We start from the raw sequence: 22,996 nt of genomic DNA, 5'->3' as shown, positions 1-22,996 counted from the left end.
GTGGGACGTGCGGGGGTCGAACCCACGACAAACGGATTAAAAGTCCGCTGCTCTACCAACTGAGCTAACGTCCCATCAATTTCAATGCCAGCCTAATATGCTGACGTCAAAACCTGGGCAGGAGAACCAGCCGAGCTTGGTTGCAACCTGAAAATCTGGTGGGACGTGCGGGGGTCGAACCCACGACAAACGGATTAAAAGTCCGCTGCTCTACCAACTGAGCTAACGTCCCACTTTGGTTCACATAACAATTTGCATCGTTCTGGGAAGCCTCAAATTATAGCGTCACTTTCGTCTCTCTTTTGAGGGGGTGGGATGCTTTTTTTACTTGCAGCCAGAACATTCAAAACCCACCCAGCTGCACACAGGCCAAAGGTCGCGGTCACACTCACCATGGAGCCGTATCCGTGGCAGTTGAGCGTGCTGTCCAGGTTGTCGACCTCGCACGACGCGTCGGGTGGTGCAACCGCCTCGCGGCTAAAGACACAGGTCACCCGCATGCGACTTGTGCGTGCCCCGTTGTGATGTTTGCGCAAGCGATAACGCAGCTGCGCCAGCAAGGGGTCGTGTGTGACAGCTGCGAGGTCATCGACCTCCACCGCCTGCGCTTGGCTCTTGCCGCCGGCTGCTCCGACCGTCACAAAGTGCACACCGTTTGAAACTGCCCAGGCCGCCAGCGTGGTCTTGGCGCGCACCTGATCACAGGCATCGATCAGCGCGCAGGGTAAGGGCACGCTGTGACCCAGAGCGGTATTGAGCAAAGCAGGCCAGTTGTCAGGAGTAACGAAGTCGTCGATAACGTCAACGGTGCAGTCGGGATGAAACAGCGCGATGCGCTCGCGCATGGCCTCGGCCTTGGATTGCCCCAGTGTGGGTTCCAGTGCGTGAATCTGCCGATTGATGTTGGATTCGGAAACGAGATCCAGGTCGATAAGGGTGAGCCTGCGCACCCCGCTGCGCGCCAGTGCTTCGACCGACCAGGACCCCACGCCCCCTATGCCAACCACCACCACATGCGCGTCAAAAATGCGCTGCGCGCCGTCAACGCCATAAAGGCGACGCAAACCACCAAAGCGGCGCTCGAAGTTTTTGGTTGCGTCTGGCTGAATCGGGCCAGCGTCCAGCTTGGCGGTCACTCGCGCTCCAGAAGCCACATCTGAAAGCGGAAACCACCGATGGCCCCCAAAAAGATGCCCACGACAGCAATCATGCTCGTGAGGCTGAGCGTAGACAGACCCGATAGGCCCTGTCCCACCGTGCAGCCCATGGCTGTGACACCACCTACGCCCATGCACACGGCACCGACCAAGTGCAGCGCGGTGTCTTCGGTGCTGCGAAAACCTTCCCACCGAAAGCTGCGGCTCAACTGGGCCTGCACAAAAGCACCCACCACCACGCCGACCACAGTTACCACGCCCAGTGTCAACACTTTAGATGTGTCGCTGAAGAAGATCACCCAGTCCAGGGTGTAGGCCATGGGTGCTGTGAAGGTCAGCGATTCCATACGGCCGGTGTTGGTCGCCACATACACCGACTCCAGGGTTTCAGGGTGCTCGGCCACAAAACCCAAGTGACCACTGACCCACCACATCGCAGCAATAACCAGCCCCAGGCCACCGCCGGCCAGCAAGTTGTTGGTGTTGCGAAAGTCGGGGCCCAATAATGCCCATATGATCAGTGCACCACCCACCAGCAAGGCCACCAGCATGCCCGTGACGGTCGGGTCAAGGCCAAAGCCGGAAGCGACCCAGGCAGGCACTGCACTGCCTGCTGGTATGTCAAAAGCCACACGGTCAACGGTGTTGACGCGCAACACAGCCAGCACGCCGCGCAAGGTGGCGAAGGCTGCAAAGCCCATTACGAAGAAAACTACCAGGGACTTCAGGCTGCCTGCGCCGATGCGCGCGAGGGTTTTGCTGCCGCAGCCCGAGGCCAGTACCATGCCGAAACCAAACAGCCCACCGCCCACCAAGGCGGAAAGCCAGATGATGCGGCCCGAGGCATAAATGGTGTTTTTGTCGTCGATCCATCCTAGCCATGCCATGGTGTGAAATCCGATCATGGCCACGCCCACTGCCATGCCCCAAGTGCGCATGCGCGTCCAGTCGCCCATGTTCACAATGTCGCTGAGGGCGCCCATGGTGCAGAAATGGGTGCGTTGAGCAATGAAGCCAAACGCCACAGCCACTGCGAAAGCGGACCACAGCACCAGCGTTTGTAGTTTAAGAAGGTCAGCGATTTCCATGGTTGCCATTGTAGGAGGAGGCAAGCACTGGTCGCCCGCACAGGGATGTTCAAAAAACGCTGGAAACTTCGTTTAACCGAGATTGTTCATTGGCCAGAAGGCAGCGCTCGTGAGCGGGCTGGTCACGTGCGTGAGCTTGACCTATTTTCTAAATCTATTTCATTTAGAACCGAATACCCGATGGGTTCTCAGTGGGTGGGGTGACAGGTACCACCGGTTCCGTGGTGCGTTGACGGGGTGCGTTGTCAAGTACCGCAGCTGCAGGTTCTGAAGGCGCTATCGTGACCAAAGGAGTGGCCGCTGGGCGTTGGTAGGTGTTGGGCAGAATTGACTGCTTGGGGTAGCCCGCTGCGTCGATGAACTGGGTCCATTCAGTCTCTGAATACCCCTTGATTTGCTGAGCTCCGATGGTCAGAAACGGCAGCGATGTCGCACCGCTGAATCTCTTCAGTTCTTCAGCGTCTTGCTGGGTGTTGATGGTTTTTTCAACGTACGGAATGCCGCGGGTGTTCAGCAGATTGCGCCCGCTGTCGCAGGGCGCACAGCCTGTGCTGGTGTAGAGCTTCACGGGGTACCGGCTGGCCACTTGGCGCAGTACAAATGGCAGTTGTGAGTTTGCATTGGAGACCGTTTTTGCCGTTACGCTATCGATTGGCCGGGGATTCACCAGGGCAGGGGGAGGCTGGTCAGAATAGGTGATGCGGCCATCCGGACCCACAATGCGGTAGACACCCTGGGCCAGCATGGGTGTTGCTACCAAGCCAAAGACAAGCCCTACCACAGCGGTAAGGACAGGCTTGGACAGGTGCTTGCCGGGGTGGATCGTAGCGAGGGCTGCGTTGATGATGTTCATACAGTTTTCTCACGCCATACCTTGGTGACGCAACAAGGCCTCGATGCTGGGTTCGCGTCCGCGGAAGGCTTTGAACGATTCCATGGCTGGGCGGCTTCCACCGGCCTCTAAAATGGTTTGGCGGTAGCGCCGTCCGGTGGCAACGTCCAACGTGCTGTGGCCGTTGGCTTGGGCCGCTTCTTCGAATGCCGCGTAAGCGTCTGCTGACAGGACTTCGGCCCACTTGTAGCTGTAGTAACCGGCCGAATACCCGCCAGCAAAGATGTGACTAAAGGTGTGGGGTGAGCGACTGTAAGCCGGAGGTTGCAGCACGGCCACCTCGTCGCGCACCTGTTGTTGCAAGGCCAGAATGGCTTCGCCACTGGTGACCGGCTCGGTCTGACTGTGCAGCAGCATGTCAAACAGAGAAAACTCCACCTGGCGCAGGGTTTGCAGGCCGCTCTGGTAGTTCTTGGCGGCGAGCATTTTGTCAAAAAGCGCACGGGGCAGCGGTTCGCCAGTGTCCACATGGGCGGTCATGTGCTTGAGTACATCCCATTCCCAGCAGAAGTTTTCCATGAACTGGCTAGGCAGTTCCACAGCGTCCCATTCCACCCCGCTGATGCCCGACACGTCGCGCTCGTTGACCTGCGTGAGCATGTGGTGCAGGCCGTGCCCAAATTCGTGGAAAAGGGTGATCACGTCGTCGTGTGTGAGCAGCGGCGGCTTCTTGATGCCATCCACCTCGACGCCTTCGGCGAAGTTGCACACCAGATGCGCCACGGGCGTTTGCAGCGCGCCGGTGTCCGGGCGCAGCCAGCGGGCCCGCACATCGTCCATCCAGGCGCCACCGCGTTTGCCGGTGCGTGCAGCCGGGTCCAGGTAGAACTGGCCCACCAACTGCATGCCTTCGGGCGTGCTGCGTTCAATGCGGTAAAACTCGACGCCGGGGTTCCACACCGGCGCGGTATCGGGGCGGATCGCCACCTCAAACAGCGTTTCAACAATCTGGAACAGGCCCGCAAGCACCTTGGGGGCGGTGAAATAGGCTTTGACTTCGTGCTCGCTGAAGGCGTAACGGGCTTCCTTCAGTTTTTCGCCAATGTACGGCCAGTCCCAGGCCTGTGGATCGCTCAGGCCCAGTTCGCTGGAGGCGAAGGCGCGCAGGTCGGCCACGTCTTTGACGGCATGCGGGCGGGCTTTCTGGCCCAGGTTGCGCAGAAAGGCAATCACCTGTTCCGGCGTTTCGGCCATTTTTGGCACCAGCGACACGTCGGCAAAGTGGCGGTAGCCCAGCAGCTGCGCTTCTTCATGGCGCAGCGCCAGCAGCTCGCCCATGATGGCCGCGTTGTCGAATTTCACCGCATCGCCCGCAGCCTGGTCGCTGGCACGCGTGGCGTATGCGCGGTAGAGTGTTTCGCGCAGGGCGCTGCTGTGAGCGAATTGCATCACCGGCAAATAGCACGGCATTTTCAGCGTGAGTTTGTGGCCGGTCTTTTCGTCGGCCAAGGCTGCAGCGGCCGCGGTTTGCTTCACATCTTCAGGCACGCCAGCCATGTCTTCCGTGGGAACGTAGAGGGCGAACGCATCGGTAGCGTCCAGAGCGTTTTCGCTGAATTTCTGTCCCAGTTCGGCTTGTCGTTCTTGCAGCCATGCAAATCGGGTTTTGGCCTCGCCTTGTAGATCGGCGCCACCCAGCACGAAACCCCGCACGGCATTTTTGTGCGCCTGGGTCTGTTCGGGCGTCAGGCTGGTGGGGTCCATGGCCTTGTATTTGGCGTACAGGCGCTCGTCGGCGCCCAGGCGCGTCCAGAATTCGGTGACCTTGGGAAGAACCTCGTTGTAGGCGGCTCTCAATTCGGGCGTGTCGGCCACGCTGTTGAGGTGGCTGACGGCGCCCCAGGCACGTGAAAGGCGCTCGGCGGGCACGTCCAAGGTGAGGGAAATTTGCGACCATTGCGCCGGGAAATCCGGCGCAGTCACCGTTTCCAGCGCGGTGCTGGTGGTTTCCAGCAAGGCGTCGATGGCCGGGGCTACCAAAGTGGGCGTGATGGCATCAAACAGCGGCAGATCGGAAAAATCCAGCAAAGGATTGAGCGTGGCGGGGGCGGTGCGGTCGTTCATGGCTGTTCAGATGTGGCGCAGGGTGCGAAGTTCAAGGTGGCCGGAGGCTGTCGCAGGTGGTGCCGGGCAAAAAAAAGGACAGCCAAGCATGGTAGCCACGCCCGATTGCCCTGTGTACTGTCCGGATTGCGTTCCGGAGCGTGGCTACTGCGATTGAGCGCTTTTCTTGACGCTTTTTTGCATCGGTTTGGCGCGTTTGACCTGGCCGCCGGTGGTCAGGCGCTGATTGCCCAGAACGCGAACCACCTTCACTTCAGGGCGCTGGCCGCCGCGGCTGCTGAATTTCAGCACCTTGACATCGCGCGGGCCGGGCATGCGGTCCTCGTCCACCGATTTTTCCTTCTCTGGCATGGGGCGCCACAGCACCAGCAATTTGCCGATGTGCTGGATGGGTGCGGCATCGAGCTCGCCAGCCAGCGCTTGCAGCATGGATTCACGGGCGGCACGGTCGTCGTTGAAAACACGGATCTTGATCAATCCGTGTGCTTTAAGTGCACCGTCGATTTCTTTTTTGACTGCGGGGGTCAATCCATCGCCGCCAATGTGGACGACGGGATCAAGGTGGTGGGCCTCGGCGCGGTGGACTTTGCGCTGGGCGGGTGTGAGTGTGATCTGAGGCATGGGACAATTATCGTTTAACGGCGGCCGTTGTGCGTTTTTCGTGCAGGCAGCCTGTCAAGGTATCTGCGCAGCATGAAAGTTAAAACGAAGAGCAAGAAGGTCAACAAGGCCTGGCTCAACCAGCACGTCAACGATACCTATGTGCTTCTGGCCAAGAAGGATGGGTACCGCGCACGTGCGGCATACAAGCTCAAGGAACTGGATGAAACGCTGGGCCTGATCCGTCCGGGCCAGTGCGTGGTGGACTTGGGCTCTACGCCGGGTGCATGGAGCCAGTATGCGCGTCGACGCCTGAGCCCACAGGGTGCGGCCGTGGGCGAGTTGCACGGCACCATTGTTGCGCTGGACATGTTGCCCATGGACCCGGTGGAGGGTGTGCATTTTATTCTGGGCGATTTCCGTGAGTCTGCGGTACTGGCCCAACTGGAACAAGCGTTGGTAGACCGCGGCGTGAGTGCTGTCGATGTGGTGGTCTCAGACATGGCGCCCAATCTGTCGGGCATTGGTTCTACCGATGCAGCACGTATTGCCGATCTGGTGGAGCTGGCAGTGGACTTCGCTGTCAACCACCTCAAGCCTGATGGCGCGCTGGTGGTCAAGCTGTTCCATGGCGGCGCCTACGACCCGATGGTGGCGCTGTTTCGGCAGACTTTTCGCACCGTCAAGGCGATCAAGCCCAAGGCCTCACGAGAAAAATCATCTGAAACCTTTCTGGTGGGCATGGGTCTGAAAAAGCAGGCTGTTGTCTGAAGCGCGTGTTCAACACACAAAAATGACTAACCCTTTGATTGATATTGCCTCAGCATTTATCAAAGGCATGCCCGCTTGAAAGTCCTAAAATGGGCTCAATCTACCAATGTCTATCAATATCCCCGCCAGGAGCTGCACTTGAACAACCAGTGGTTTTCGAAAATCGCCGTATGGATGGTTATCGCCATGGTGCTTTTCACCGTCTTCAAGCAGTTTGACGGCCGCACCAGCGCGAGTGCCGGCACCGTCGGCTACTCTGAATTTCTTGATCTGGTCAAATCAGGCGGACTCAAGTCGGCCACCATCCAGGAAGGTCCGGGTGGTACCGACATTGTGGCGATCACCACAGATGATCGCCGTGTGCGCACCACCGCCACCTATCTTGACCGTGGTCTGGTCGGCGACTTGATCAACAACAATGTCAAGTTCGATGTGCGTCCCCGCGAAGAGGGCTCGTTGCTCATGACACTGCTGGTCAGCTGGGGCCCCATGCTGCTGCTGATCGGTGTCTGGATCTATTTCATGCGCCAGATGCAGGGCGGCGGCAAAGGCGGCGCGTTCAGCTTCGGCAAGAGCAAGGCCCGGATGCTCGATGAAAACAACAATACCGTGACCTTTGCCGATGTGGCCGGTTGCGATGAGGCCAAGGAAGAAGTCAAGGAGGTTGTTGACTTCCTGAAAGATCCTGCCAAGTTCCAGAAACTGGGTGGCCGTATTCCACGGGGTCTGTTGCTTGTTGGTCCTCCGGGCACCGGCAAGACGCTGCTGGCCAAGGGCATCGCTGGTGAAGCCAAAGTACCGTTTTTCAGCATCTCAGGTTCTGATTTTGTCGAAATGTTTGTGGGCGTGGGCGCAGCCCGCGTGCGCGACATGTTTGACAATGCCAAGAAAAATGCACCTTGCATCATCTTTATTGATGAAATTGACGCCGTGGGGCGCCAGCGTGGCGCGGGTCTGGGCGGCGGTAACGACGAGCGCGAGCAGACCTTGAACCAGATGCTGGTTGAAATGGACGGCTTTGAGACGAACGTCGGTGTGATCGTGGTGGCTGCCACCAACCGTCCCGACATTCTGGACGCTGCCTTGCTGCGCCCCGGCCGTTTTGACCGTCAGGTGTATGTGACGCTGCCCGATATTCGGGGCCGCGAGCAAATCCTGAACGTGCACATGCGCAAAGTGCCGCTGGGCACCGACGTGAACCCGAGCGTCATTGCCCGTGGGACACCTGGCATGAGCGGTGCAGATTTGGCCAACCTGTGCAACGAAGCTGCCCTGATGGCCGCTCGCCGCAACGCCCGCGTGGTGGAAATGCAGGACTTCGAAAAAGCCAAAGACAAGATCTTCATGGGCCCCGAGCGCAAGAGCATGGTGATGCCGGAAGAAGAGCGCCGCAACACGGCCTACCACGAGTCCGGCCACGCACTCATTGGCAAGCTGTTGCCCAAATGCGATCCGGTGCACAAGGTCACCATCATTCCCCGTGGCCGCGCGCTGGGCGTGACCATGAGCCTGCCGGCGCAAGACCGGTACAGCTACGACAAAGACTACATGCTGAACCAGATCAGCATGCTGTTTGGTGGCCGTATTGCCGAAGAGGTGTTCATGAACCAGATGACCACCGGCGCCAGCAACGATTTTGAGCGCGCTACTTCGATCGCCCGCGATATGGTGATGCGGTACGGCATGACCGATGCGCTGGGCCCGATGGTCTACGCTGAAAACGAAGGCGAAGTGTTTCTGGGCCGCTCGGTGACGAAAACCACCAACATGAGCGAGCAGACCATGCAAAAGGTAGATGGTGAAGTGCGCCGCATCATCGACCAGCAGTACAAATTGGCCCGTGATCTGATTGAAGAGCACACCGAGCAGATGCATGCCATGGCCAAGGCCTTGCTGGAATGGGAAACCATTGATGCTGAGCAGATCGACGACATCATGGCAGGCAAACCACCTCGCCCACCCAAGGACTGGACACCACGCAACCCCTCGGTGGGTGGGGGTGACAGTGGCGGTACGCCAGCGGTGAACACCGATCCGGCGCCGACAGCAGCCTGAAGAAGCGGTTCGCTGATTTTCAACAAACGGGGCCTTGGGCCCCGTTGTTGTTTGCTTTTTGCAACTTTTCACATGACTTTCCCGTTCAAAGGCGTGCCATGCGTTGGGTAACCTCCCGTTTTGACATAGATCTCTCCACACCCCAGGTCATGGGTATCGTCAATGTCACGCCCGATTCGTTTTCAGACGGCGGGCGCCATGCCACCACCACCGCAGCGCTGCGCCATTGCGAGCAGCTGTTGAAAGACGGGGCTCACATGCTCGACATTGGTGGTGAGTCGACTCGGCCTGGCAGCCCGGCGGTGGGGCTAGAGGAGGAGTTGGCCCGGGTGTTGCCTGTGGTGCAAACGGCGGTGTCGTTGGGCGTCCCGGTATCGGTGGATACCTACAAACCCGAGGTGATGCGCGCTGTGCTGGATGCCGGTGCCGATGTGATCAACGACATCTGGGCGCTGCGCCAGGGCGGTGCGCTGGCTGTGGTGGCCGCGCATCCGCGCTGCGGTGTGTGTCTGATGCACATGCACCGCGACCCGCAAACCATGCAGGTGGCACCTATGGACGGCGATGTGGTGAATGAGGTGGCTGTTTTTTTGAACCAGCGTGCCGGCGTTTTGGCTGCGCACGGTGTGCTTGCTGAGCGCATTGTGCTCGACCCCGGCATCGGCTTTGGCAAAACCGTGGCGCAGAACTTCAGCCTGCTGGCGCACCAGCAACCGCTGTTGGCGCTGGGCTACCCTTTGCTCGCGGGCTGGTCGCGCAAGTCTTCGCTGGGGCATGTGACGGGCCGCGCTGTACCTGCGGAGCGCGTCTCGGCCAGTGTGGCGGCCGCTCTGTTGGCGGTCGATCGGGGCGCGCGCGTGGTACGTGTGCACGATGTTTGTCAAACCGTTGACGCTCTGAAGGTCTGGCAAGCCAGTTTGCCCACCTGATTTTTTGTGTGGGCGAGCGGTGCCCCGATAATGCATGCCGGTGAAGAGGCGGCCGTCGCGTACCGACTCCACAAAATACCAACAGCAAACACCACACAAGGACAAAGATATGAGCCGCCAATATTTTGGTACCGATGGCATTCGCGGAACAGTTGGGCAGCCTCCCATCACGCCCGATTTCGTGTTGCGCCTCGCCCACGCGGTGGGCCGCGTGCTCAAGCGCAGCGAGGCGCGCCCAACGGTGTTGATTGGCAAGGACACGCGGATTTCAGGCTACATGCTGGAGAGCGCCCTGGAAAGTGGCTTCAACTCCGCTGGGGTCGACGTGCTGTTGCTGGGCCCTGTGCCAACGCCGGCCGTGGCCTACCTCACCCGGGCCCAGCGGGCCAGTCTGGGTGTGGTGATTTCGGCCAGTCACAACCCGTTTGAAGACAACGGTATCAAGTTTTTCAGCGCCACAGGCGCGAAGCTTCCGGACGACTGGGAGTTGGCGGTGGAATCGGCGCTGGAAGAGGCGCCGGTTTGGGTGGACTCTGCCAGTCTGGGCAAATCCCGACGCATGGACGATGCATCCGGTCGTTACATTGAGTTTTGCAAGAGCACCTGCTCGCACCACTTCACCTTGAAGGGTTTGAAGATCGTTGTGGACGGCGCCAACGGCGCTGCGTACAGCATCGCACCCGACGTTTTCCACGAACTCGGTGCAGAGGTGATCAAGATCGGCTGCTCACCCGATGGTCTGAACATCAACCACGGTGTGGGGGCAACCCATCCGCAGGCACTGGTGGACGCTGTGAAGGCACACGGCGCGCACTACGGCATTGCACTCGATGGCGACGCCGACCGCCTGCAAATGGTGGACGCCAGCGGACGCCTGTTCAATGGTGACGAGCTGCTCTACCTGATTGCAACCGACCGCATTGCTCGCGATATCGACGTGCCTGGCGTGGTCGGTACGCTGATGACCAACAAGGCCGTAGAAGTGGCGTTCAAGCACAAAGGCGTGAAGTTTGTGCGCGCCAAGGTGGGTGACCGCTACGTGCTCGAAGAGTTGGAGCGCCACGGCTGGGTGCTGGGTGGCGAGGGTTCCGGGCATATTCTGGTACTGGACCGCCACACCACAGGCGACGGCTTGGTGTCGGCCCTGCAGGTGCTGCATGCCTGCGTGGACAGTGGCAAAACCATGGCGCAGTTGCTGGTCGACGTGACGCTTTTCCCTCAGACCCTCATCAATGTTCGTCTGCAATCCGGTCAGGACTGGACAACCAGCACCCGTTTGGCCGAGGAAACCCGCGCTGTGGAGGCCGAGCTGGGGGATGCTGGGCGGGTGCTGATTCGCGCCAGCGGGACTGAGCCGCTGTTGCGTGTGATGGTGGAAGCACGCGACGGCCAGCAGGCCCAAGCGTGCGCGCAACGCCTGGTCGATGCGGTGAAGGCCGGCTGATGGTTGCCGCATTGACCGTTCGCCTTGCCGACTACGCCAGCGCCTCCGACGCGGCGGCTGTGGTGTACATTCTTGACGCCTATGCCAGCGACCCAGCCGGTGGAGGCAAGCCGTTGAGCCACTACGCCAAGACCCACCTCGTGCGCGAACTGTCAGCACGGCCTCAAGCCTACAGCGTGCTGGCATTGGACGCAGGGCAACCGGTGGGATTGGTGAACTGCATCGAAGGATTTTCAACTTTCGCCTGCAAGCCCTTGGTGAACGTGCACGATGTAGCGGTGCTGAACAGCCATCGGGGGCGAGGCGTTGCAGTCCGGATGCTTGCACTGGCCGAGCGCATTGCACAAGAGCGCGGCGCTGTGAAGATGACGCTGGAAGTGCTTTCGGGCAACGTGCCCGCCGTGAAGCTGTACCGCCGCATCGGGTACGAAGGCTACCAGCTCGACCCGGAGATGGGCACAGCCCAGTTCTTTCAAAAATGGCTGTGAGCGGTACAACACCGCCGCGCTGTACGCCGTATTCTGATCGGGTTTTTCGAGCGGTCCGGTGTCGATTCCGCCGCATCTTTGCGGCCCCGTTTTTCTTGCTCAGTAGAGCAGGAACGGTTTGCGGGTCTCCATCCAGGCCGCTTCGTCAGGCTCCGCTATTGCGTCCAGGTCGGCAGCCATCGCCGCTGCATTGTCCACCCACTCGCGCAGTGCTGGCCCGCCGTTGATCAGGTCAATCGCCAGGCGGTCGTGCTCGTATTCGTAAGCAAAGTCGCGCCACAGCGGGTAGTTGGGTGCTTGCAGACGCAGCGCCTTGAAGGCCAGCGCTTGCAGGCGCCAAGGCTTGAACGCCGTGTGGTCGTAGTGTTTAAGGTCTTCCACATGAATTTGCACACCAGCGCAAAGCTGGCCTTGGTGCTTGTGGAAGGTGGGTTCAAAAAAGCACTCGCGCAGCACGCAGCCCTGCAGCCACTGGGGTGCGAGGCGGCGCATGTCGTCCATCAGGCGACGGGCATCCAGGTCGGGCGCGCCAAACAACTCCAGCGGACGCGTGGTGCCGCGGCCTTCGCTCAGCGTGGTGCCCTCCAGCATGACCGTGCCGGCGTACGCACGAGCCATGCTCAGGTTGGCGGCATTCGGGCTCGGGTTCACCCAGGTGCGCTCCACCGGCCAGCCAAAGCCCGGCGCAGCGCCAGGTTGCCAGCCTTCCATAGCGATCACGTGGTAGTTCACTTGCAGGCCCAGCGTGGCGACGAACCAGTGGCCCAGTTCGCCCATGGTCATGCCGTGGCGCATGGGCATGGGGCCTGCGCCCACAAAACTTTCCCAGCCTTCGCGCAGCGTCAGGCCTTCCACCGGTCGGCCAGCTGGGTTGGGGCGGTCCAGCACCCACACACTTTTGCCGTGTTGCGCAGCGGCTTCCAGCACGTAGCGCAGCGTGGTGATGAAGGTGTAGATGCGGCAGCCCAGATCTTGCAGGTCCACCAGCAACACGTCAAAGCTGTCCATCATGGCCGGTGTCGGGCGGCGCACCGTGCCGTACAGGCTGAACACCGGAATGCCGAGCCGAGGGTCGAGGTAGTCGGGCGATTCGACCATGTTGTCTTGCTTGTCACCACGCAGGCCGTGTTGCGGGCCGAAGGCGGCCGTGAGCTGCATGTCGGGCAGGGCAGCCAGGGCGTCCAGCGAGTGGGTGAGGTCGCGCGTGACGGAGGCCGGGTGGGCGAGCAGGGCCACACGCCGACCCGCCAGGGGGGCACGCAGGGCAGGGTCTTGCAAGAAACGTTCAATACCAAATTTCATGGGGTGTCTTGGGCGGCGAGGATGGATCGAAAAGCGGCAGCGCCAGGCCACCTCGGTGGTGAAAGTCGGGCCGTGCGGCGGGGTGGTGCAGCGCCCAGTAACTGAGCTGGCCACGGAGGTCTTCCACCACGGCCGTCAGACCCCATTGCAGGGGCTGCCCCGCCGCTGGTGTGGGCAGGGCGCTGCGCGCAAGCCATACCTGCAGACGCAAGGTGTGGGCATCCCGACTTGTGTCCATATGCGGCTCAGCCAGCTCTTGGGCCAATTCATGGGCAGTGTCGCGCACGCGCTCGTCGCTGAACCGGTAGGCTGCCCATTGGCCGGAAGTCGCGAAGTTGAATTCGCGGTAAGCCGCTTCGCCGGGGACTGCCACGAATGCCTCAAAACAGGTGTGTTGCCATAGACCGTCGGTCGCTCCGGGCGTGGACGGTGCAGGTATCTTCAGAGCGGACACGTCGCCGCTGATGCAGTAGCTCAGCAGCAAGCCACCACGGGCTTCGTTGCCGACCACGGTACCCGCGAACGCCATGCTTGCGCTGATATGCAGGTCGTGTGTGCAGGGTGTGGCCGGATGGCACAGCAGCGGCAGTGCGTGGGAGGGAAGAGTGTGGGCGTGGGATGGATGGATCGTCACAGACCTGTATTCTGGCAGGCCCGCAGCGGTTGTTGGACACGGGCTGCAGGTATCCCAATCTCCGATAAGCCGTCGATTTTCGCAAGTGCTCACGGAAGACGGGGAAAAGTCGGTTCAGATCGGATGAAAAAAATCCCCACCCCTTTGCAAGGGTGAGGGACGGGATCTTGAAGACCCCGATGAAATTGTTGGTGCATTGCTGTTGTCGCCCACACGCTTGCAGCCGGTCGCTGTGCACCACCTTCATGATTTTTCCCAAGCGTTCGGCGTCAGCCTTACTGGGCCTGTCTTTGGCGGCGCGGCAGCGGTTTTGTGCGTCGTCCTGCCGCAGGCGTGTTTCTCAGCTTGGCGCGGTGTTTTGCCTGGAGTGGGCAGCCCGCCAGGCTGGTGGTCAATGCCGCAGAGCGCCCATTGGGCGCGCAACGATCTCACCCAACGGGTGCTTCATTTCGTAGCCAAAAATGTCGGTATTCATCCGGGTTTCCAGCAGGGGAAAAAGAGGTCAACCAGGGTTCCTGGGATCAATTCGCACGAGGCAGCACCAAAATTCAACACGTGTTGAAGTGTTAGATTCAACGTCAGACGCTTATATTCGAAAGTCAACATGCATGCCCTTGGTAGCAGGCCTGAAAATCACACCACATGAACACCTTGATGTCTCTCTGGTCCCGGCACGAAGCGGAGTTGCGTGGCTGGCTGCGAGCCAGAATGCCAATTCAGGCTGAGGTTGAAGACATCCTGCAAGACACCTTCATCAAGGTCATGCGGCAGGAGCCGCGACTGCCTGACGTGGCCCAGCCACGGGCCTGGCTGTTCGAGGTGGCGCGCAACACGCTGATCGACCGCTTGCGGGCGGCCAAACCGTGGGTGCCCTTGCCGGCCGATTGGGAAGAGCTGCCCGAGGAGTCGGCGCAACTGGACGCGGTGGACGCGCTGGTGGCGTGTGTGCCACGGGTTTTGTCCGAGCTGGATGCGCAAGACCGTGAAGCCATTGAGTTGTGCGACCTGCAAGGGATGGCCCAAGCCGAATTTGCCCGGATCAAGGGTTTGAGTTTGTCGGCCGCCAAATCGCGCGTGCAACGCGCCCGCCAGCGCATGCGTGAGCGCATGGCGCAGGGCTGCCAGGTGTCTTTTGATGCTTGCGGAAGTGTGGACGATTTTGTTCCCCGTCCGCCTTTGCCCGATGTGGCCCAACCAGGTACTTTGATATGAACACGTCAGACACACCCCAATCGATCGCAGCGCATGAAACCGCATCGGGGCTGAACCGACGCGACTGCCTGCTGTTGGCGGGCATGACCGGTCTGCTGTGCGCGCTGCCGACCCAGGCGCAGCCCGTGTCTGCCGCCGCCGAAGAAGCCAAAGCGCCGCCCCTGCCCGCGTTGGGCTCTGTGTTGAACCTGCCGCGCATCGCCCTGCTGGATGGCTCGATTTTTGATCCGTCCGGCAGCACGGGCCAGCCGCTGCTGGTGTACTGGTGGTCCAGTACCTGCCCGTTCTGCGCGCTGCAGAGCCCGAGCATGGAAAAGCTCTGGCAGAGCCAGAAGGGCAGGGGGTTGCAAATGGTGGCGCTGTCCATTGACAGGAAGCCCGAGGACGCGGTGGCGTACCTACAGAAGAAGGGCTACACCTTTCCCGCCGCCTGGGCCAGCCCCGAGTGGCGCAAGGCCTTTCCCAAGCCCCGAGGCCTGCCCATTACCCTGCTGGGCGGGCGCGACGGCAAGTTGCTGCTGGCCGAAAAAGGTCAGATGTTTGCCGAAGACGTGGAGGCCATTGCTCAGTTGCTGTGACGGGTGCGCGCAGCGCAAACAAAAAATTTGCAGTGACCTGCGTCTTTTTCGGCCCAGCACCGTCTCCAGTGAATACCAATATGGAGACGACGATGCGACGCAAGGCTTTTTTGCACGGTGCTTTGGCCGTTTTGGTGTTTTTGATGGGCTGTGCCCACCCGACACCATCGACCACTCTGCCCGACACGGGAACGTTCAAGACCGTCAAGGTCCATGAACGGGTGTACGCCTTGGTGGGCGAGCTCGGTCAGCGCTCGCCCAGCAACCTGGGCAACAACATGACGGCGGGTTTCATCATCGGCGACGACGGCGTGGTGGTCATCGACACCAGTGGCTCGCGCGCCGGTGCCGAGGTGATGGTCAAGGCCATCCGCGCCGTGACCGATAAACCCATCCGCTGGGCCGTCAACACCGGGGGCCAGGATCACCGCTGGCTGGGCAACGACTATTTCCGCTCTGTGCAAGGCGCGCGCATCATCGCCGCCGAAGAGGGCCTGAAAGACCAGCGGGCGCGCGGCTTCCAGCAAATGGAGATGGCCCGCCGCAACATCGGCGAGGCCGGGTTTGCCGGTACGAAAGAGGTCCATGCGGACACCACGTTCAAAGGACGCCACAGACTGGACGTGAAGGGCGTACAGGTGGAGCTGATCTACACCGGTGGGGCACACACAGGCGGCGACCTCTGGGTCTGGTTGCCTGCCGAACGCATCGTCTTCGCGGGCGACTCGGTGTTTGCCGAGCGCTTGCTGGGCATCCAGCCGGGGCTCGGTTTCCAGTGGATCGCTGCGCTGGAGCGTCTGCGCGACGAACTCAAACCCGTCACCGTGATCCCCGGGCACGGCAACGTGACCACGCTGGACAAGGCGCTCAAAGACAGCCTGGGCTATCTGCTCATGTTGCGCGATGGCAGTCGAAAGCTCATTGTCGACGGGGCATTTGACCCGGTGGAGGTGGCCGAGAAGCTCGACCAGTCGGCTTTTTCGTATTTGGCGAACTTTGATGACAAGCGCTTTCGCGGTCAAAACGCGGTGCGCATGGCTGAAGAAGTGTTCGCTTTGCAAAAATAACGGGCGCCCACCCTGCATCTTTTGGACCTGAGTACCGTCTTCACTGGTATGAACACCCTGACTGCTTCCTTGTCTGCCTGGCCCAAGCGCCAGCCTGGCGTTTTTCTGATTGTGGCTGCGGCGGTCTGGCTCGGCCTCTACCAGTTGCTGATCCCCTTTTCCGAGGCCGTGGTGTCCCTGTTGCCGGTGCAGCGTCAGAGCCACCTGGGCAACTCCCTGCAGTTTTTCTTCTACGACACGCCCAAGGTGCTGTTGCTGCTGACGGGGGTGGTGTTCGTCATGGGCATGGTCAACACCTGGTTCACCCCGGAGCGCACGCGCGCGTTGTTGGCTGGGCGCACGCATGGTGTGGCCAATGGCATGGCCTCGGCGCTGGGCGTGGTCACGCCGTTTTGCTCCTGCTCGTCGGTGCCGCTGTTCATCGGCTTCGTGCAGGCCGGTGTGCCGCTGGGGGTGACGTTTTCTTTCCTGATCACTGCGCCCATGGTGGATACGGTGGCGCTGACCCTGTTGTTCTCGCTGTTTGGCTGGAAGGTGGCGCTTCTCTACGTGGGTTTTGGCATGTTGCTGGGCATCGTCGTTGGTTTGATCATGGGCGCCATGAAGCTGGAACGCCATCTGGAAGACTGGGTGCGCGAGATGCCGCAGGTGTCTTCTGAGGTGGAGGCGCAGCAACTGGGTATGACCGACCGCATCGCGGCGGGCATGGCGTCGGTGCGCGAGATCGTGGGCAAGGTCTGGCCCTATGTGCTGGGCGGCATCGCGGTGGGTGCGGGCATCCACGGTTTTGTACCGGCCGAGTTCCTCGCTTCTTTTATGGGAAAGGATGCCGCCTGGTGGTCGGTGCCGCTGGCGGTGGTGATGGGGGTGCCCATGTACGCCAACACCGCCGGCATCCTGCCGGTGATTGAGGCGCTGACCGCCAAAGGCGCTGCCATGGGCACTGCGTTGGCCTTCATGATGAGTGTGGTGGCGCTCTCGTTGCCCGAGATGATCATCCTGCGCAAGGTGCTCAAGCTGCGTCTGATCGTGATCTTTGTGTCCATCGTTTCCACCGGCATCCTGGCGGTGGGTTTTATCTTCAATGCACTGCTGTGAGCGGTTGAACGCTTTACTTTTCCACATAAAACCAACCGGAGATACATCCCTATGCACCCCACCTTAAGCCGCATCCGCCAGCTCGCTGTCGTTGGTCTGGCCACCACCCTGGCCTGGAGCGCCCATGCTCTGGACGTGAAATTCCAGGCCGTGGCACCCAATGTGTACGCCCATGTGGGCGACATCGAAGGCCGTACCTATGAGAACGAAGCGCTCAACGCCAACATTGGCCTGGTGGTCACGCCAGCCGGCGCGGTGTTGATCGATCCGGGCGCCAGCTTCCAGAGCGCCCGCCAGATTGCCGAGGCGGCCAAGAAGGTGACGCAACAACCCATTAAATGGGTCATCAACACCGGTGGACAAGACCACCGATGGCTGGGCAATGGCTACTTTAAGGCGCAGGGCGCAGAAATCATGGCCCATGCCGATGCCGAGGCCGACATGAAGGCGCGTGGCCCGGAGCATCTGAAGGCCAACGCGCCGGTGCTCAAGGAAAAGATGGACGGCACAGAGATCGTATTGCCCACGCGCTGGCTGAAGGGCGCCAACACCCAGCTTGAACTCGGCGGCACGGTCATCGAAGTGGTGCACCGCAAAGGCGGCCACACGCCGGGCGACAGTCTGGTCTGGCTGCCGCAAAGCGGCGTCGTGTTCACGGGCGATGTGGTCTATGTGGAGCGCATCCTGGGCCTGCACCCGGTGAGCAAAACCAAAACCTGGGTCGAGTCCTTCGAGGCGCTCGAAGCGTTGAACCCCAAGGTGGTGGTCCCCGGCCACGGCAGCGTGACCACGCTCGCCCAGGCACAAAAGGACACAGGCAACCTGCTCAAGGCCCTGCGCGCCCACATGGGCAAAGCGGTAGAAGCTGGCACCGACATGGGCACCGCGATCAAGGGCTTTGATGCCGCACCGTTCAAGCATCTCAAACACGTGGAGGTCTGGCTGCCCCAGATCGCCAACCGCACCTATCTCGAAATGGAACAGGAGTAAATCATGGACATCAAGGTACTCGGCACCGGTTGCACCAACTGCAAGAACACCATCGCCCTCATCGACCAGGTGGCGCAGGCCAAGGGCGTGGCGGTGAAGCTGGAAAAGGTGGAAGAGCTGCGCGACATCATGGGCTACGGCGTCATGAGCACGCCCGGCGTGGTCATCAACGGCAAGGTGGTACACGCTGGCGGCGTGCCCAGCCGCGAGAAGATCGAACAGTGGCTCAGCGCCTGAAGGAACAGACACATGTTGGAAGAAGCCAAACAGGTCTGTCCCACCACCACCCAGCGCCTGGTGCGCGAGGGTGCGCTGCTGCTGGACGTGCGCGAGCTGAGCGAAGTGGCCGCGCTGGCGTTCGATGTGCCCGACCTCGTCAACATCCCGCTGATGGCGCTGGAACAGCGCTGGAGCGAGCTGCCCAAAGACCGTGACACCGTGCTGGTGTGCGAAAACGGCGCACGCAGCCTCAAGGCCACCTACTTTCTGCAGTTCCACGGTTTCGACCGCGTGAGCAACATGGAAGGCGGCATCCTGAAATGGATGAGCAAGGGTTTTCCGGTGATCGGCCAACGGCATCAGGCGCCTGCCGCCAGCACCGGCTGTTGTGGTGGCAACGCGGTGGCCGTCTCGTGCTGTGCGCCGGCCGTGCCTGCAGCTGACACCGGCTGCTGCGGATCGACGGTCGACGCTGCTGCGCCCACGCGAACCGGTTGCTGCTGAACATGGGCCGCACGCTGCCCTGGGCGCTGGCGGTTGTGGCGCTGTTGTTGGGCGGTGTGGTTTACCTGCGGCAAAACGACACGCCAGAGCCGCCGCAGGTCGATGCGATGGCACAGGGGGCTGCCGACCCGGTGGCCCAGGTGCTGGTCACAGGCAAACCGGCGGTGATCGAGTTCGGCGCCAATGCCTGCGTGAGCTGCCGGGAGATGAAGCCCATCCTGGCCGATCTGATCAAAACACATGGGGACCGCATCACCGTGGCCGACTTCGACATCTTGAAAGACCGCGATCTGATCAGCCGCTACCAGATCCGTCTGATGCCCACCCAGATATTCTTCGACGCGCAAGGCCGTGAGACCGGGCGCCACATGGGAAAAATCTCGGGGGACGAGATCCTGGCGCGTCTGGGTCGGCCACCGGCCCAGCCATGACCGGTACCGAAGGCTTGCTGGCAGCGCTGTTGGCGGGCGTGGTCACCTCGGCTTCGCCCTGCGCCTTGGCCGCCGTGCCGGTGGCCGTGGGCTTTGTCGGCGGGCAGGGCAGCAGCCCGCGCCGCGCCTGGGGCCTGTCGCTGGCCTTTGTGGCCGGCATGAACACCGCCTTGTTGGTGATGGGCCTGGCGGTCGCCCGCTTGGGTGGTCTGCTCGGTACGCTGCCCGGGCCCTGGCTGGTGGTGGTCGGCGGCCTGCTGGTTCTGCTGGCCGTGGTTTTGTGGCGTGCGCATGCGGGCCGTTGCAGCGTGGCCTTGCCTCTGGCTTGGCAGGCGCTGCTGGCGCGCTCCGGCTTCTGGGGCGCGGCGGTGCTGGGTGCCTTGATGGGGACGGTGATGAGCCCTTGCGCTACGCCCGCGCTGGCAGCGGCCTTGACGGTCGCGGGGTCTGGTGCCGTGCTGGGCGCCTCCATGGGGTGGGGTGCGGCGCTGCTGCTGGCCTACGGTCTGGGTCGCAGTGTCTTGCTGCTGCTGGCGGGTGCCGTCCCGGCTGCGGCCACCGGCATGGTGCGCCGGCTCGTGCCTTGGGTGGCCTGGCTGCCCGGGCAGCGGCTATTTGCCGCGCTCCTGGCTGTGGCGGGTCTGTACTGGATGGCTCTGGGCTTACAGTGGCTTTGAGGCAAGGCTTGAAGTGCAGAATTTCCACCCGCTCAACGACAGAGAACCTCATGACCAACCCCCCCGCCAAGATGCAGTTTCACGTGGTCTCACGCCGCGAGAGTGCACACCTCAGCCATTCCACCTGCAAGAATGCGCAGATCGATCTGGACACCGACCTGGCCGGTAACCCCGACGCCTTCAACCCCGCCGAGCTGTTGCTGGCTGCATTGTCGGCATGCATGATCAAGGGCATTGAGCGGGTGGTTCCCATCCTTCATTTTCAATTGCGCGGTGTGGTGGTGCATGTGCACGGTGTGCGCCAGGACGTGCCACCACGCATGGAATCCATCCGCTACGAAATTGTGGTGGACACCGACGAAACCGATCGCCGCCTGGATTTGTTGCATCACAACGTGAAGCAGTACGGCACCGTTTTCAACACCGTGGCCCCGGGTACCGAGCTCTGCGGCGTGCTGCTGCGCAAGAAAGAAACCCCATGAACGCGGGCCACAACCACAGCCATGCGCCCGCCAATTTCAATACCGCTTTTGCTGTCGGCATCGCGCTGAACATCGCCTTTGTGGCGATGGAGGCGTTTTACGGCTGGAAGATCAACTCCTTGGCGCTGCTGGCCGACGCGGGCCACAACCTGAGCGATGTGATCGGCCTTGTGCTGGCCTGGGGCGGGGCGCTGGCGGGCAAGTTGCGCCCCGATGCACGCCACACTTACGGCTGGAAGCGTGCCACCATTCTGGCCGCCTTCATCAATGCCTTGTTGCTGTTGGTGGCCATGGGATCGCTGGTGTGGGAGGCGCTGCACCGCCTGCAGTCGCCCGAGCCGGTGCAGGGCATCACCATCATGGTGGTGGCCGGTGTCGGCATTGTGGTCAACACCACAACGGCTTTGCTTTTCATGCGTGGGCGGGAGAAAGACCTGAACATTCGCGGTGCCTTCCTGCACATGGCGGCGGACGCGCTGGTCTCGGCCGGCGTGGTCGTGGCGGGCGCCTTGGCGTTGTGGTTCGGCTGGACCTGGCTGGATCCCGTCGTCAGCCTGTTGATTGCCGTGGTGATCGTGGTGGGCACCTGGAGCCTGTTCCGTCAGTCGCTGCACTTGCTGTTTGACGGTGTGCCCGAAAGCGTGGATTTGCTGCAGGTGAAAGCCTTGCTGGAGTCTCTTCCGGGCGTGGCTCGGGTGCACGACCTGCATGTCTGGGCCATGGGCACCTCGGACATCGCGATGACGGCACAACTGGTGATGCCTGAGGGCCACGCCGACGATGCCTTCTTGCAGAACGCCACCGAGCAGTTGCATCACCGCTTTGAGATCGAGCACGCCACCATCCAGGTGGTGCGGGTGCCTTTCACAGCGCCTTGCGGCGACTGGCCTGCCGGGTGCGCTGCGCCCCAAAAACATGGCCATGCGCACAACCACTGAAGGGCGCTGGCGGCGGCATCACACCGCCTTTGGCTGGTTTACCCGTTTCATCAGTTCCTCGGCACTCTCCTTGCGTTCGCTGTAGCGGTCCACCAGGTAGGGCGACACGTCGCGCGTCAGCAGCGTGAACTTGAGCAATTCTTCCAGCACGTCCACCACGCGATCAAGGTATGGCGAGGGCTTCATCCGGTCGTTGTCATCGAACTCCATAAAGGCTTTGGCCACCGACGACTGGTTGGGAATGGTGATCATGCGCATCCAGCGCCCGAGTACGCGCATCTGGTTGACGGCGTTGAAGGATTGGGAGCCGCCGCAGACCTGCATGACCGCCAGGGTTTTGCCCTGGGTCGGGCGCACCGCGCCAGCGGCCAGCGGAATCCAGTCGATCTGCGCTTTCATGATGCCGGTCATGGCGCCATGGCGTTCCGGCGAACACCAGACCATGCCCTCGGACCAGAGCACCCGCTCGCGCAGCTCCTGCACCTTGGGGTGCGAGTCCGGTGCATCGTCGGGCAAGGGCAGACCGCTCGGGTTGAACACCTGAACGTCTGCGCCCATGGCCTGCAGCAACCGGGCCGATTCTTCTACCAGCAGGCGGCTGAACGAGCGCGGACGCAGCGAGCCGTACAGCAGAAGGATGCGGGGCGGGTGGGCCGAGGGTGGGCGCTGCAGTCTGGCGGGGTCGGGCACCCGGAAGTGTTCGGGCGCCAACTGGGGCAAGTCGGACAAGGGCTTGGTCACGGCTTTTGAGACAGTCTCAGACACGGTTCCCCCGGGCATCGATGACCACCTCTCCGTCTTCTTTGACGAACGGACCCTGCTGGGGTAAAGGCAGAATGTCCAGCACCGCTTCGGATGGCCGGCACAGGCGCACACCCATGGGCGTCACGACGATGGGGCGGTTCAGCAGGATCGGGTGTTGTTCGATGAAGGCCAGCAACTGCGCGTCGGTCCATGTCGGGTTGCCCAGATCAAGTTCGGCGTAGGGCGTTCCTTTTTCACGCAGGACGTCGCGCACCGTGGCACCCATGGCGCTCAGCAACTGGCGCAGTTGCTCGGTGCTTGGCGGGTTCTTGAGGTACTCCACGACAGTCGGTTCGACCCCGCTGTTGCGGATCAGGGCCAGCGTGTTGCGCGAGGTGCCGCAGGCTGGGTTGTGGAAGATGGTGATATTGGGCATGGATGAGGGTTGTGGCAACTGGCTCAAGCGGTGGCGGGGCGCCGGGCGTTGACGATGGCCACCAGCGACAGCATCACCGGCACTTCGACCAACACGCCGACCACCGTGGCCAGCGCGGCGCCTGAGTTCAGACCAAACAGCGAGATGGCCACCGCCACGGCGAGTTCGAAGAAGTTGGATGTGCCAATCAGGCAGG

At 61.6% G+C, this 22,996-nt stretch carries 25 protein-coding genes, 2 tRNA genes and 1 pseudogene; 16 read left to right on the top strand and 12 right to left on the bottom strand.

Annotated elements, in window-relative coordinates; genetic code table 11:
• Nucleotide 1: 1 nt before the first annotated feature.
• From Q7J58_RS21905 to Q7J58_RS21875, 7 genes are all read right to left on the bottom strand, one after another.
• Nucleotides 2–74 (bottom strand) — tRNA-Lys (locus tag Q7J58_RS21905).
• An 82-nt stretch (nt 75–156) separates the two neighbouring features.
• A tRNA-Lys gene (locus Q7J58_RS21900) sits at nt 157–232 on the bottom strand.
• 40 nt (nt 233–272) lie between these two features.
• Complete coding sequence (locus tag Q7J58_RS21895; RefSeq protein ID WP_304832096.1) at nt 273–1,136, bottom strand: tRNA threonylcarbamoyladenosine dehydratase; 864 nt, start codon at nt 1,134–1,136, stop codon at nt 273–275.
• Nucleotides 1,133–2,245 carry a YeeE/YedE family protein gene (locus tag Q7J58_RS21890; protein ID WP_304832094.1) on the bottom strand — a complete coding sequence of 371 codons (1,113 nt, stop codon included), beginning with the start codon at nt 2,243–2,245 and terminating at the stop codon, nt 1,133–1,135. Before Q7J58_RS21890 ends, Q7J58_RS21895 begins: the two co-directional genes overlap by 4 nt.
• A gap of 163 nt (nt 2,246–2,408) precedes the next feature.
• Nucleotides 2,409–3,098 carry a glutaredoxin family protein gene (locus Q7J58_RS21885; protein ID WP_304832092.1) on the bottom strand — a complete coding sequence of 230 codons (690 nt, stop codon included), beginning with the start codon at nt 3,096–3,098 and terminating at the stop codon, nt 2,409–2,411.
• Between the two features lie 9 nt (nt 3,099–3,107).
• Entirely contained in the window at nt 3,108–5,201 is a 2,094-nt protein-coding gene (locus Q7J58_RS21880; protein ID WP_304832090.1) for a M3 family metallopeptidase, read from the bottom strand.
• Nucleotides 5,202–5,345: 144 nt separating this feature from the next.
• Nucleotides 5,346–5,822, bottom strand: a complete 477-nt coding sequence (locus Q7J58_RS21875; protein WP_304832088.1) for a YhbY family RNA-binding protein — start codon at nt 5,820–5,822, stop codon at nt 5,346–5,348.
• A gap of 72 nt (nt 5,823–5,894) precedes the next feature.
• Here Q7J58_RS21875 and Q7J58_RS21870 point away from each other — a divergent pair, with 72 nt between their 5' ends.
• From Q7J58_RS21870 to Q7J58_RS21850, 5 genes are all read left to right on the top strand, one after another.
• Nucleotides 5,895–6,572 carry an RlmE family RNA methyltransferase gene (locus Q7J58_RS21870; RefSeq protein ID WP_304832086.1) on the top strand — a complete coding sequence of 226 codons (678 nt, stop codon included), beginning with the start codon at nt 5,895–5,897 and terminating at the stop codon, nt 6,570–6,572.
• 138 nt (nt 6,573–6,710) lie between these two features.
• The gene (gene ftsH / locus Q7J58_RS21865) at nt 6,711–8,627 is read left to right on the top strand and encodes an ATP-dependent zinc metalloprotease FtsH (RefSeq protein ID WP_304832084.1); all 1,917 of its coding nucleotides are present in this window, start codon (nt 6,711–6,713) and stop codon (nt 8,625–8,627) included.
• A gap of 98 nt (nt 8,628–8,725) precedes the next feature.
• Nucleotides 8,726–9,556, top strand: a complete 831-nt coding sequence (gene folP, locus Q7J58_RS21860) for a dihydropteroate synthase (RefSeq protein WP_304832082.1) — start codon at nt 8,726–8,728, stop codon at nt 9,554–9,556.
• Between the two features lie 109 nt (nt 9,557–9,665).
• Nucleotides 9,666–11,000: a phosphoglucosamine mutase gene (glmM, locus tag Q7J58_RS21855; protein ID WP_304832080.1), complete on the top strand. Its 1,335-nt coding sequence runs from the start codon at nt 9,666–9,668 to the stop codon at nt 10,998–11,000.
• Nucleotides 11,000–11,488 carry a GNAT family N-acetyltransferase gene (locus Q7J58_RS21850; RefSeq protein WP_304832078.1) on the top strand — a complete coding sequence of 163 codons (489 nt, stop codon included), beginning with the start codon at nt 11,000–11,002 and terminating at the stop codon, nt 11,486–11,488. The genes glmM and Q7J58_RS21850 overlap by 1 nt, the downstream gene beginning before the upstream one ends.
• A 99-nt stretch (nt 11,489–11,587) precedes the next feature.
• Here the strand turns inward: Q7J58_RS21850 and Q7J58_RS21845 are convergent, their stop codons facing one another.
• Both Q7J58_RS21845 and Q7J58_RS21840 read right to left on the bottom strand, forming a co-directional pair.
• Complete coding sequence (locus Q7J58_RS21845) at nt 11,588–12,790, bottom strand: DUF1343 domain-containing protein (protein ID WP_304832077.1); 1,203 nt, start codon at nt 12,788–12,790, stop codon at nt 11,588–11,590.
• Nucleotides 12,774–13,319 carry a DOMON-like domain-containing protein gene (locus Q7J58_RS21840; RefSeq protein ID WP_304832075.1) on the bottom strand — a complete coding sequence of 182 codons (546 nt, stop codon included), beginning with the start codon at nt 13,317–13,319 and terminating at the stop codon, nt 12,774–12,776. The genes Q7J58_RS21845 and Q7J58_RS21840 overlap by 17 nt, the downstream gene beginning before the upstream one ends.
• Before the next feature lie 747 nt (nt 13,320–14,066).
• Between Q7J58_RS21840 and Q7J58_RS21835 the strand changes: the two genes are divergently transcribed.
• The 11 genes from Q7J58_RS21835 to Q7J58_RS21785 all read left to right on the top strand — a co-directional run bounded on the left by Q7J58_RS21835 (nt 14,067) and on the right by Q7J58_RS21785 (nt 21,620).
• Complete coding sequence (locus Q7J58_RS21835) at nt 14,067–14,636, top strand: sigma-70 family RNA polymerase sigma factor (protein WP_304832073.1); 570 nt, start codon at nt 14,067–14,069, stop codon at nt 14,634–14,636.
• On the top strand, nt 14,633–15,214 hold the full coding sequence (locus tag Q7J58_RS21830) for a TlpA disulfide reductase family protein (RefSeq protein ID WP_304832071.1): 582 nt from the start codon (nt 14,633–14,635) through the stop codon (nt 15,212–15,214). The genes Q7J58_RS21835 and Q7J58_RS21830 overlap by 4 nt, the downstream gene beginning before the upstream one ends.
• Nucleotides 15,215–15,306: 92 nt before the next feature.
• The gene (locus tag Q7J58_RS21825; protein ID WP_304832069.1) at nt 15,307–16,281 is read left to right on the top strand and encodes an MBL fold metallo-hydrolase; all 975 of its coding nucleotides are present in this window, start codon (nt 15,307–15,309) and stop codon (nt 16,279–16,281) included.
• A 48-nt stretch (nt 16,282–16,329) separates the two neighbouring features.
• Nucleotides 16,330–17,379 carry a permease gene (locus Q7J58_RS21820; RefSeq protein WP_304832067.1) on the top strand — a complete coding sequence of 350 codons (1,050 nt, stop codon included), beginning with the start codon at nt 16,330–16,332 and terminating at the stop codon, nt 17,377–17,379.
• Nucleotides 17,380–17,430: 51 nt separating this feature from the next.
• Entirely contained in the window at nt 17,431–18,369 is a 939-nt protein-coding gene (locus Q7J58_RS21815) for an MBL fold metallo-hydrolase (RefSeq protein ID WP_304832066.1), read from the top strand.
• A 3-nt stretch (nt 18,370–18,372) separates the two neighbouring features.
• Complete coding sequence (locus tag Q7J58_RS21810; protein WP_304832065.1) at nt 18,373–18,606, top strand: thioredoxin family protein; 234 nt, start codon at nt 18,373–18,375, stop codon at nt 18,604–18,606.
• A 12-nt stretch (nt 18,607–18,618) separates the two neighbouring features.
• On the top strand, nt 18,619–19,092 hold the full coding sequence (locus Q7J58_RS21805) for a rhodanese-like domain-containing protein (RefSeq protein ID WP_304832064.1): 474 nt from the start codon (nt 18,619–18,621) through the stop codon (nt 19,090–19,092).
• 2 nt (nt 19,093–19,094) lie between these two features.
• On the top strand, nt 19,095–19,523 hold the full coding sequence (locus Q7J58_RS21800) for a thioredoxin family protein (RefSeq protein ID WP_304832062.1): 429 nt from the start codon (nt 19,095–19,097) through the stop codon (nt 19,521–19,523).
• Entirely contained in the window at nt 19,520–20,200 is a 681-nt protein-coding gene (locus Q7J58_RS21795; protein WP_304832060.1) for a cytochrome c biogenesis protein CcdA, read from the top strand. Before Q7J58_RS21800 ends, Q7J58_RS21795 begins: the two co-directional genes overlap by 4 nt.
• 50 nt (nt 20,201–20,250) lie before the next feature.
• The gene (locus tag Q7J58_RS21790) at nt 20,251–20,682 is read left to right on the top strand and encodes an OsmC family protein (RefSeq protein ID WP_304832059.1); all 432 of its coding nucleotides are present in this window, start codon (nt 20,251–20,253) and stop codon (nt 20,680–20,682) included.
• On the top strand, nt 20,679–21,620 hold the full coding sequence (locus Q7J58_RS21785; RefSeq protein ID WP_304832058.1) for a cation diffusion facilitator family transporter: 942 nt from the start codon (nt 20,679–20,681) through the stop codon (nt 21,618–21,620). The genes Q7J58_RS21790 and Q7J58_RS21785 overlap by 4 nt, the downstream gene beginning before the upstream one ends.
• An 18-nt stretch (nt 21,621–21,638) precedes the next feature.
• Here the strand turns inward: Q7J58_RS21785 and arsH are convergent, their stop codons facing one another.
• The 3 genes and pseudogenes from arsH to Q7J58_RS21770 form a co-directional block, all read right to left on the bottom strand.
• Nucleotides 21,639–22,361, bottom strand: a complete 723-nt coding sequence (gene arsH / locus Q7J58_RS21780) for an arsenical resistance protein ArsH (protein WP_304832056.1) — start codon at nt 22,359–22,361, stop codon at nt 21,639–21,641.
• A gap of 16 nt (nt 22,362–22,377) precedes the next feature.
• Nucleotides 22,378–22,800 (bottom strand): arsenate reductase (glutaredoxin), encoded by a 423-nt coding sequence (gene arsC, locus Q7J58_RS21775; protein ID WP_304832054.1) that lies wholly within the window; start codon nt 22,798–22,800, stop codon nt 22,378–22,380.
• 23 nt (nt 22,801–22,823) lie between these two features.
• Nucleotides 22,824–22,996: pseudogene (locus tag Q7J58_RS21770) on the bottom strand (arsenical-resistance protein); the annotation flags it as partial.

This window comes from Hydrogenophaga sp., from assembly GCF_030656115.1.
GTDB lineage: Bacteria > Pseudomonadota > Gammaproteobacteria > Burkholderiales > Burkholderiaceae_C > Hydrogenophaga.
This window is presented reverse-complemented; position numbering and strand designations above follow the sequence as displayed.

What these genes read in the sequence shown, in the direction of transcription:
- Q7J58_RS21890 (WP_304832094.1), bottom strand. Translation starts at nt 2,245, where the DNA reads ATGGAAATCGCTGACCTTCTTAAACTACAAACGCTGGTGCTGTGGTCC.
- Q7J58_RS21885 (WP_304832092.1), bottom strand. Translation starts at nt 3,098, where the DNA reads ATGAACATCATCAACGCAGCCCTCGCTACGATCCACCCCGGCAAGCAC.
- Q7J58_RS21880 (WP_304832090.1), bottom strand. Translation starts at nt 5,201, where the DNA reads ATGAACGACCGCACCGCCCCCGCCACGCTCAATCCTTTGCTGGATTTT.
- Q7J58_RS21875 (WP_304832088.1), bottom strand. Translation starts at nt 5,822, where the DNA reads ATGCCTCAGATCACACTCACACCCGCCCAGCGCAAAGTCCACCGCGCC.
- Q7J58_RS21870 (WP_304832086.1), top strand. Translation starts at nt 5,895, where the DNA reads ATGAAAGTTAAAACGAAGAGCAAGAAGGTCAACAAGGCCTGGCTCAAC.
- folP (WP_304832082.1), top strand. Translation starts at nt 8,726, where the DNA reads ATGCGTTGGGTAACCTCCCGTTTTGACATAGATCTCTCCACACCCCAG.
- glmM (WP_304832080.1), top strand. Translation starts at nt 9,666, where the DNA reads ATGAGCCGCCAATATTTTGGTACCGATGGCATTCGCGGAACAGTTGGG.
- Q7J58_RS21850 (WP_304832078.1), top strand. Translation starts at nt 11,000, where the DNA reads ATGGTTGCCGCATTGACCGTTCGCCTTGCCGACTACGCCAGCGCCTCC.
- Q7J58_RS21845 (WP_304832077.1), bottom strand. Translation starts at nt 12,790, where the DNA reads ATGAAATTTGGTATTGAACGTTTCTTGCAAGACCCTGCCCTGCGTGCC.
- Q7J58_RS21840 (WP_304832075.1), bottom strand. Translation starts at nt 13,319, where the DNA reads ATGGCGTTCGCGGGTACCGTGGTCGGCAACGAAGCCCGTGGTGGCTTG.
- Q7J58_RS21835 (WP_304832073.1), top strand. Translation starts at nt 14,067, where the DNA reads ATGAACACCTTGATGTCTCTCTGGTCCCGGCACGAAGCGGAGTTGCGT.
- Q7J58_RS21830 (WP_304832071.1), top strand. Translation starts at nt 14,633, where the DNA reads ATGAACACGTCAGACACACCCCAATCGATCGCAGCGCATGAAACCGCA.
- Q7J58_RS21825 (WP_304832069.1), top strand. Translation starts at nt 15,307, where the DNA reads ATGCGACGCAAGGCTTTTTTGCACGGTGCTTTGGCCGTTTTGGTGTTT.
- Q7J58_RS21820 (WP_304832067.1), top strand. Translation starts at nt 16,330, where the DNA reads ATGAACACCCTGACTGCTTCCTTGTCTGCCTGGCCCAAGCGCCAGCCT.
- Q7J58_RS21815 (WP_304832066.1), top strand. Translation starts at nt 17,431, where the DNA reads ATGCACCCCACCTTAAGCCGCATCCGCCAGCTCGCTGTCGTTGGTCTG.
- Q7J58_RS21810 (WP_304832065.1), top strand. Translation starts at nt 18,373, where the DNA reads ATGGACATCAAGGTACTCGGCACCGGTTGCACCAACTGCAAGAACACC.
- Q7J58_RS21805 (WP_304832064.1), top strand. Translation starts at nt 18,619, where the DNA reads ATGTTGGAAGAAGCCAAACAGGTCTGTCCCACCACCACCCAGCGCCTG.
- Q7J58_RS21800 (WP_304832062.1), top strand. Translation starts at nt 19,095, where the DNA reads ATGGGCCGCACGCTGCCCTGGGCGCTGGCGGTTGTGGCGCTGTTGTTG.
- Q7J58_RS21795 (WP_304832060.1), top strand. Translation starts at nt 19,520, where the DNA reads ATGACCGGTACCGAAGGCTTGCTGGCAGCGCTGTTGGCGGGCGTGGTC.
- Q7J58_RS21790 (WP_304832059.1), top strand. Translation starts at nt 20,251, where the DNA reads ATGACCAACCCCCCCGCCAAGATGCAGTTTCACGTGGTCTCACGCCGC.
- Q7J58_RS21785 (WP_304832058.1), top strand. Translation starts at nt 20,679, where the DNA reads ATGAACGCGGGCCACAACCACAGCCATGCGCCCGCCAATTTCAATACC.
- arsC (WP_304832054.1), bottom strand. Translation starts at nt 22,800, where the DNA reads ATGCCCAATATCACCATCTTCCACAACCCAGCCTGCGGCACCTCGCGC.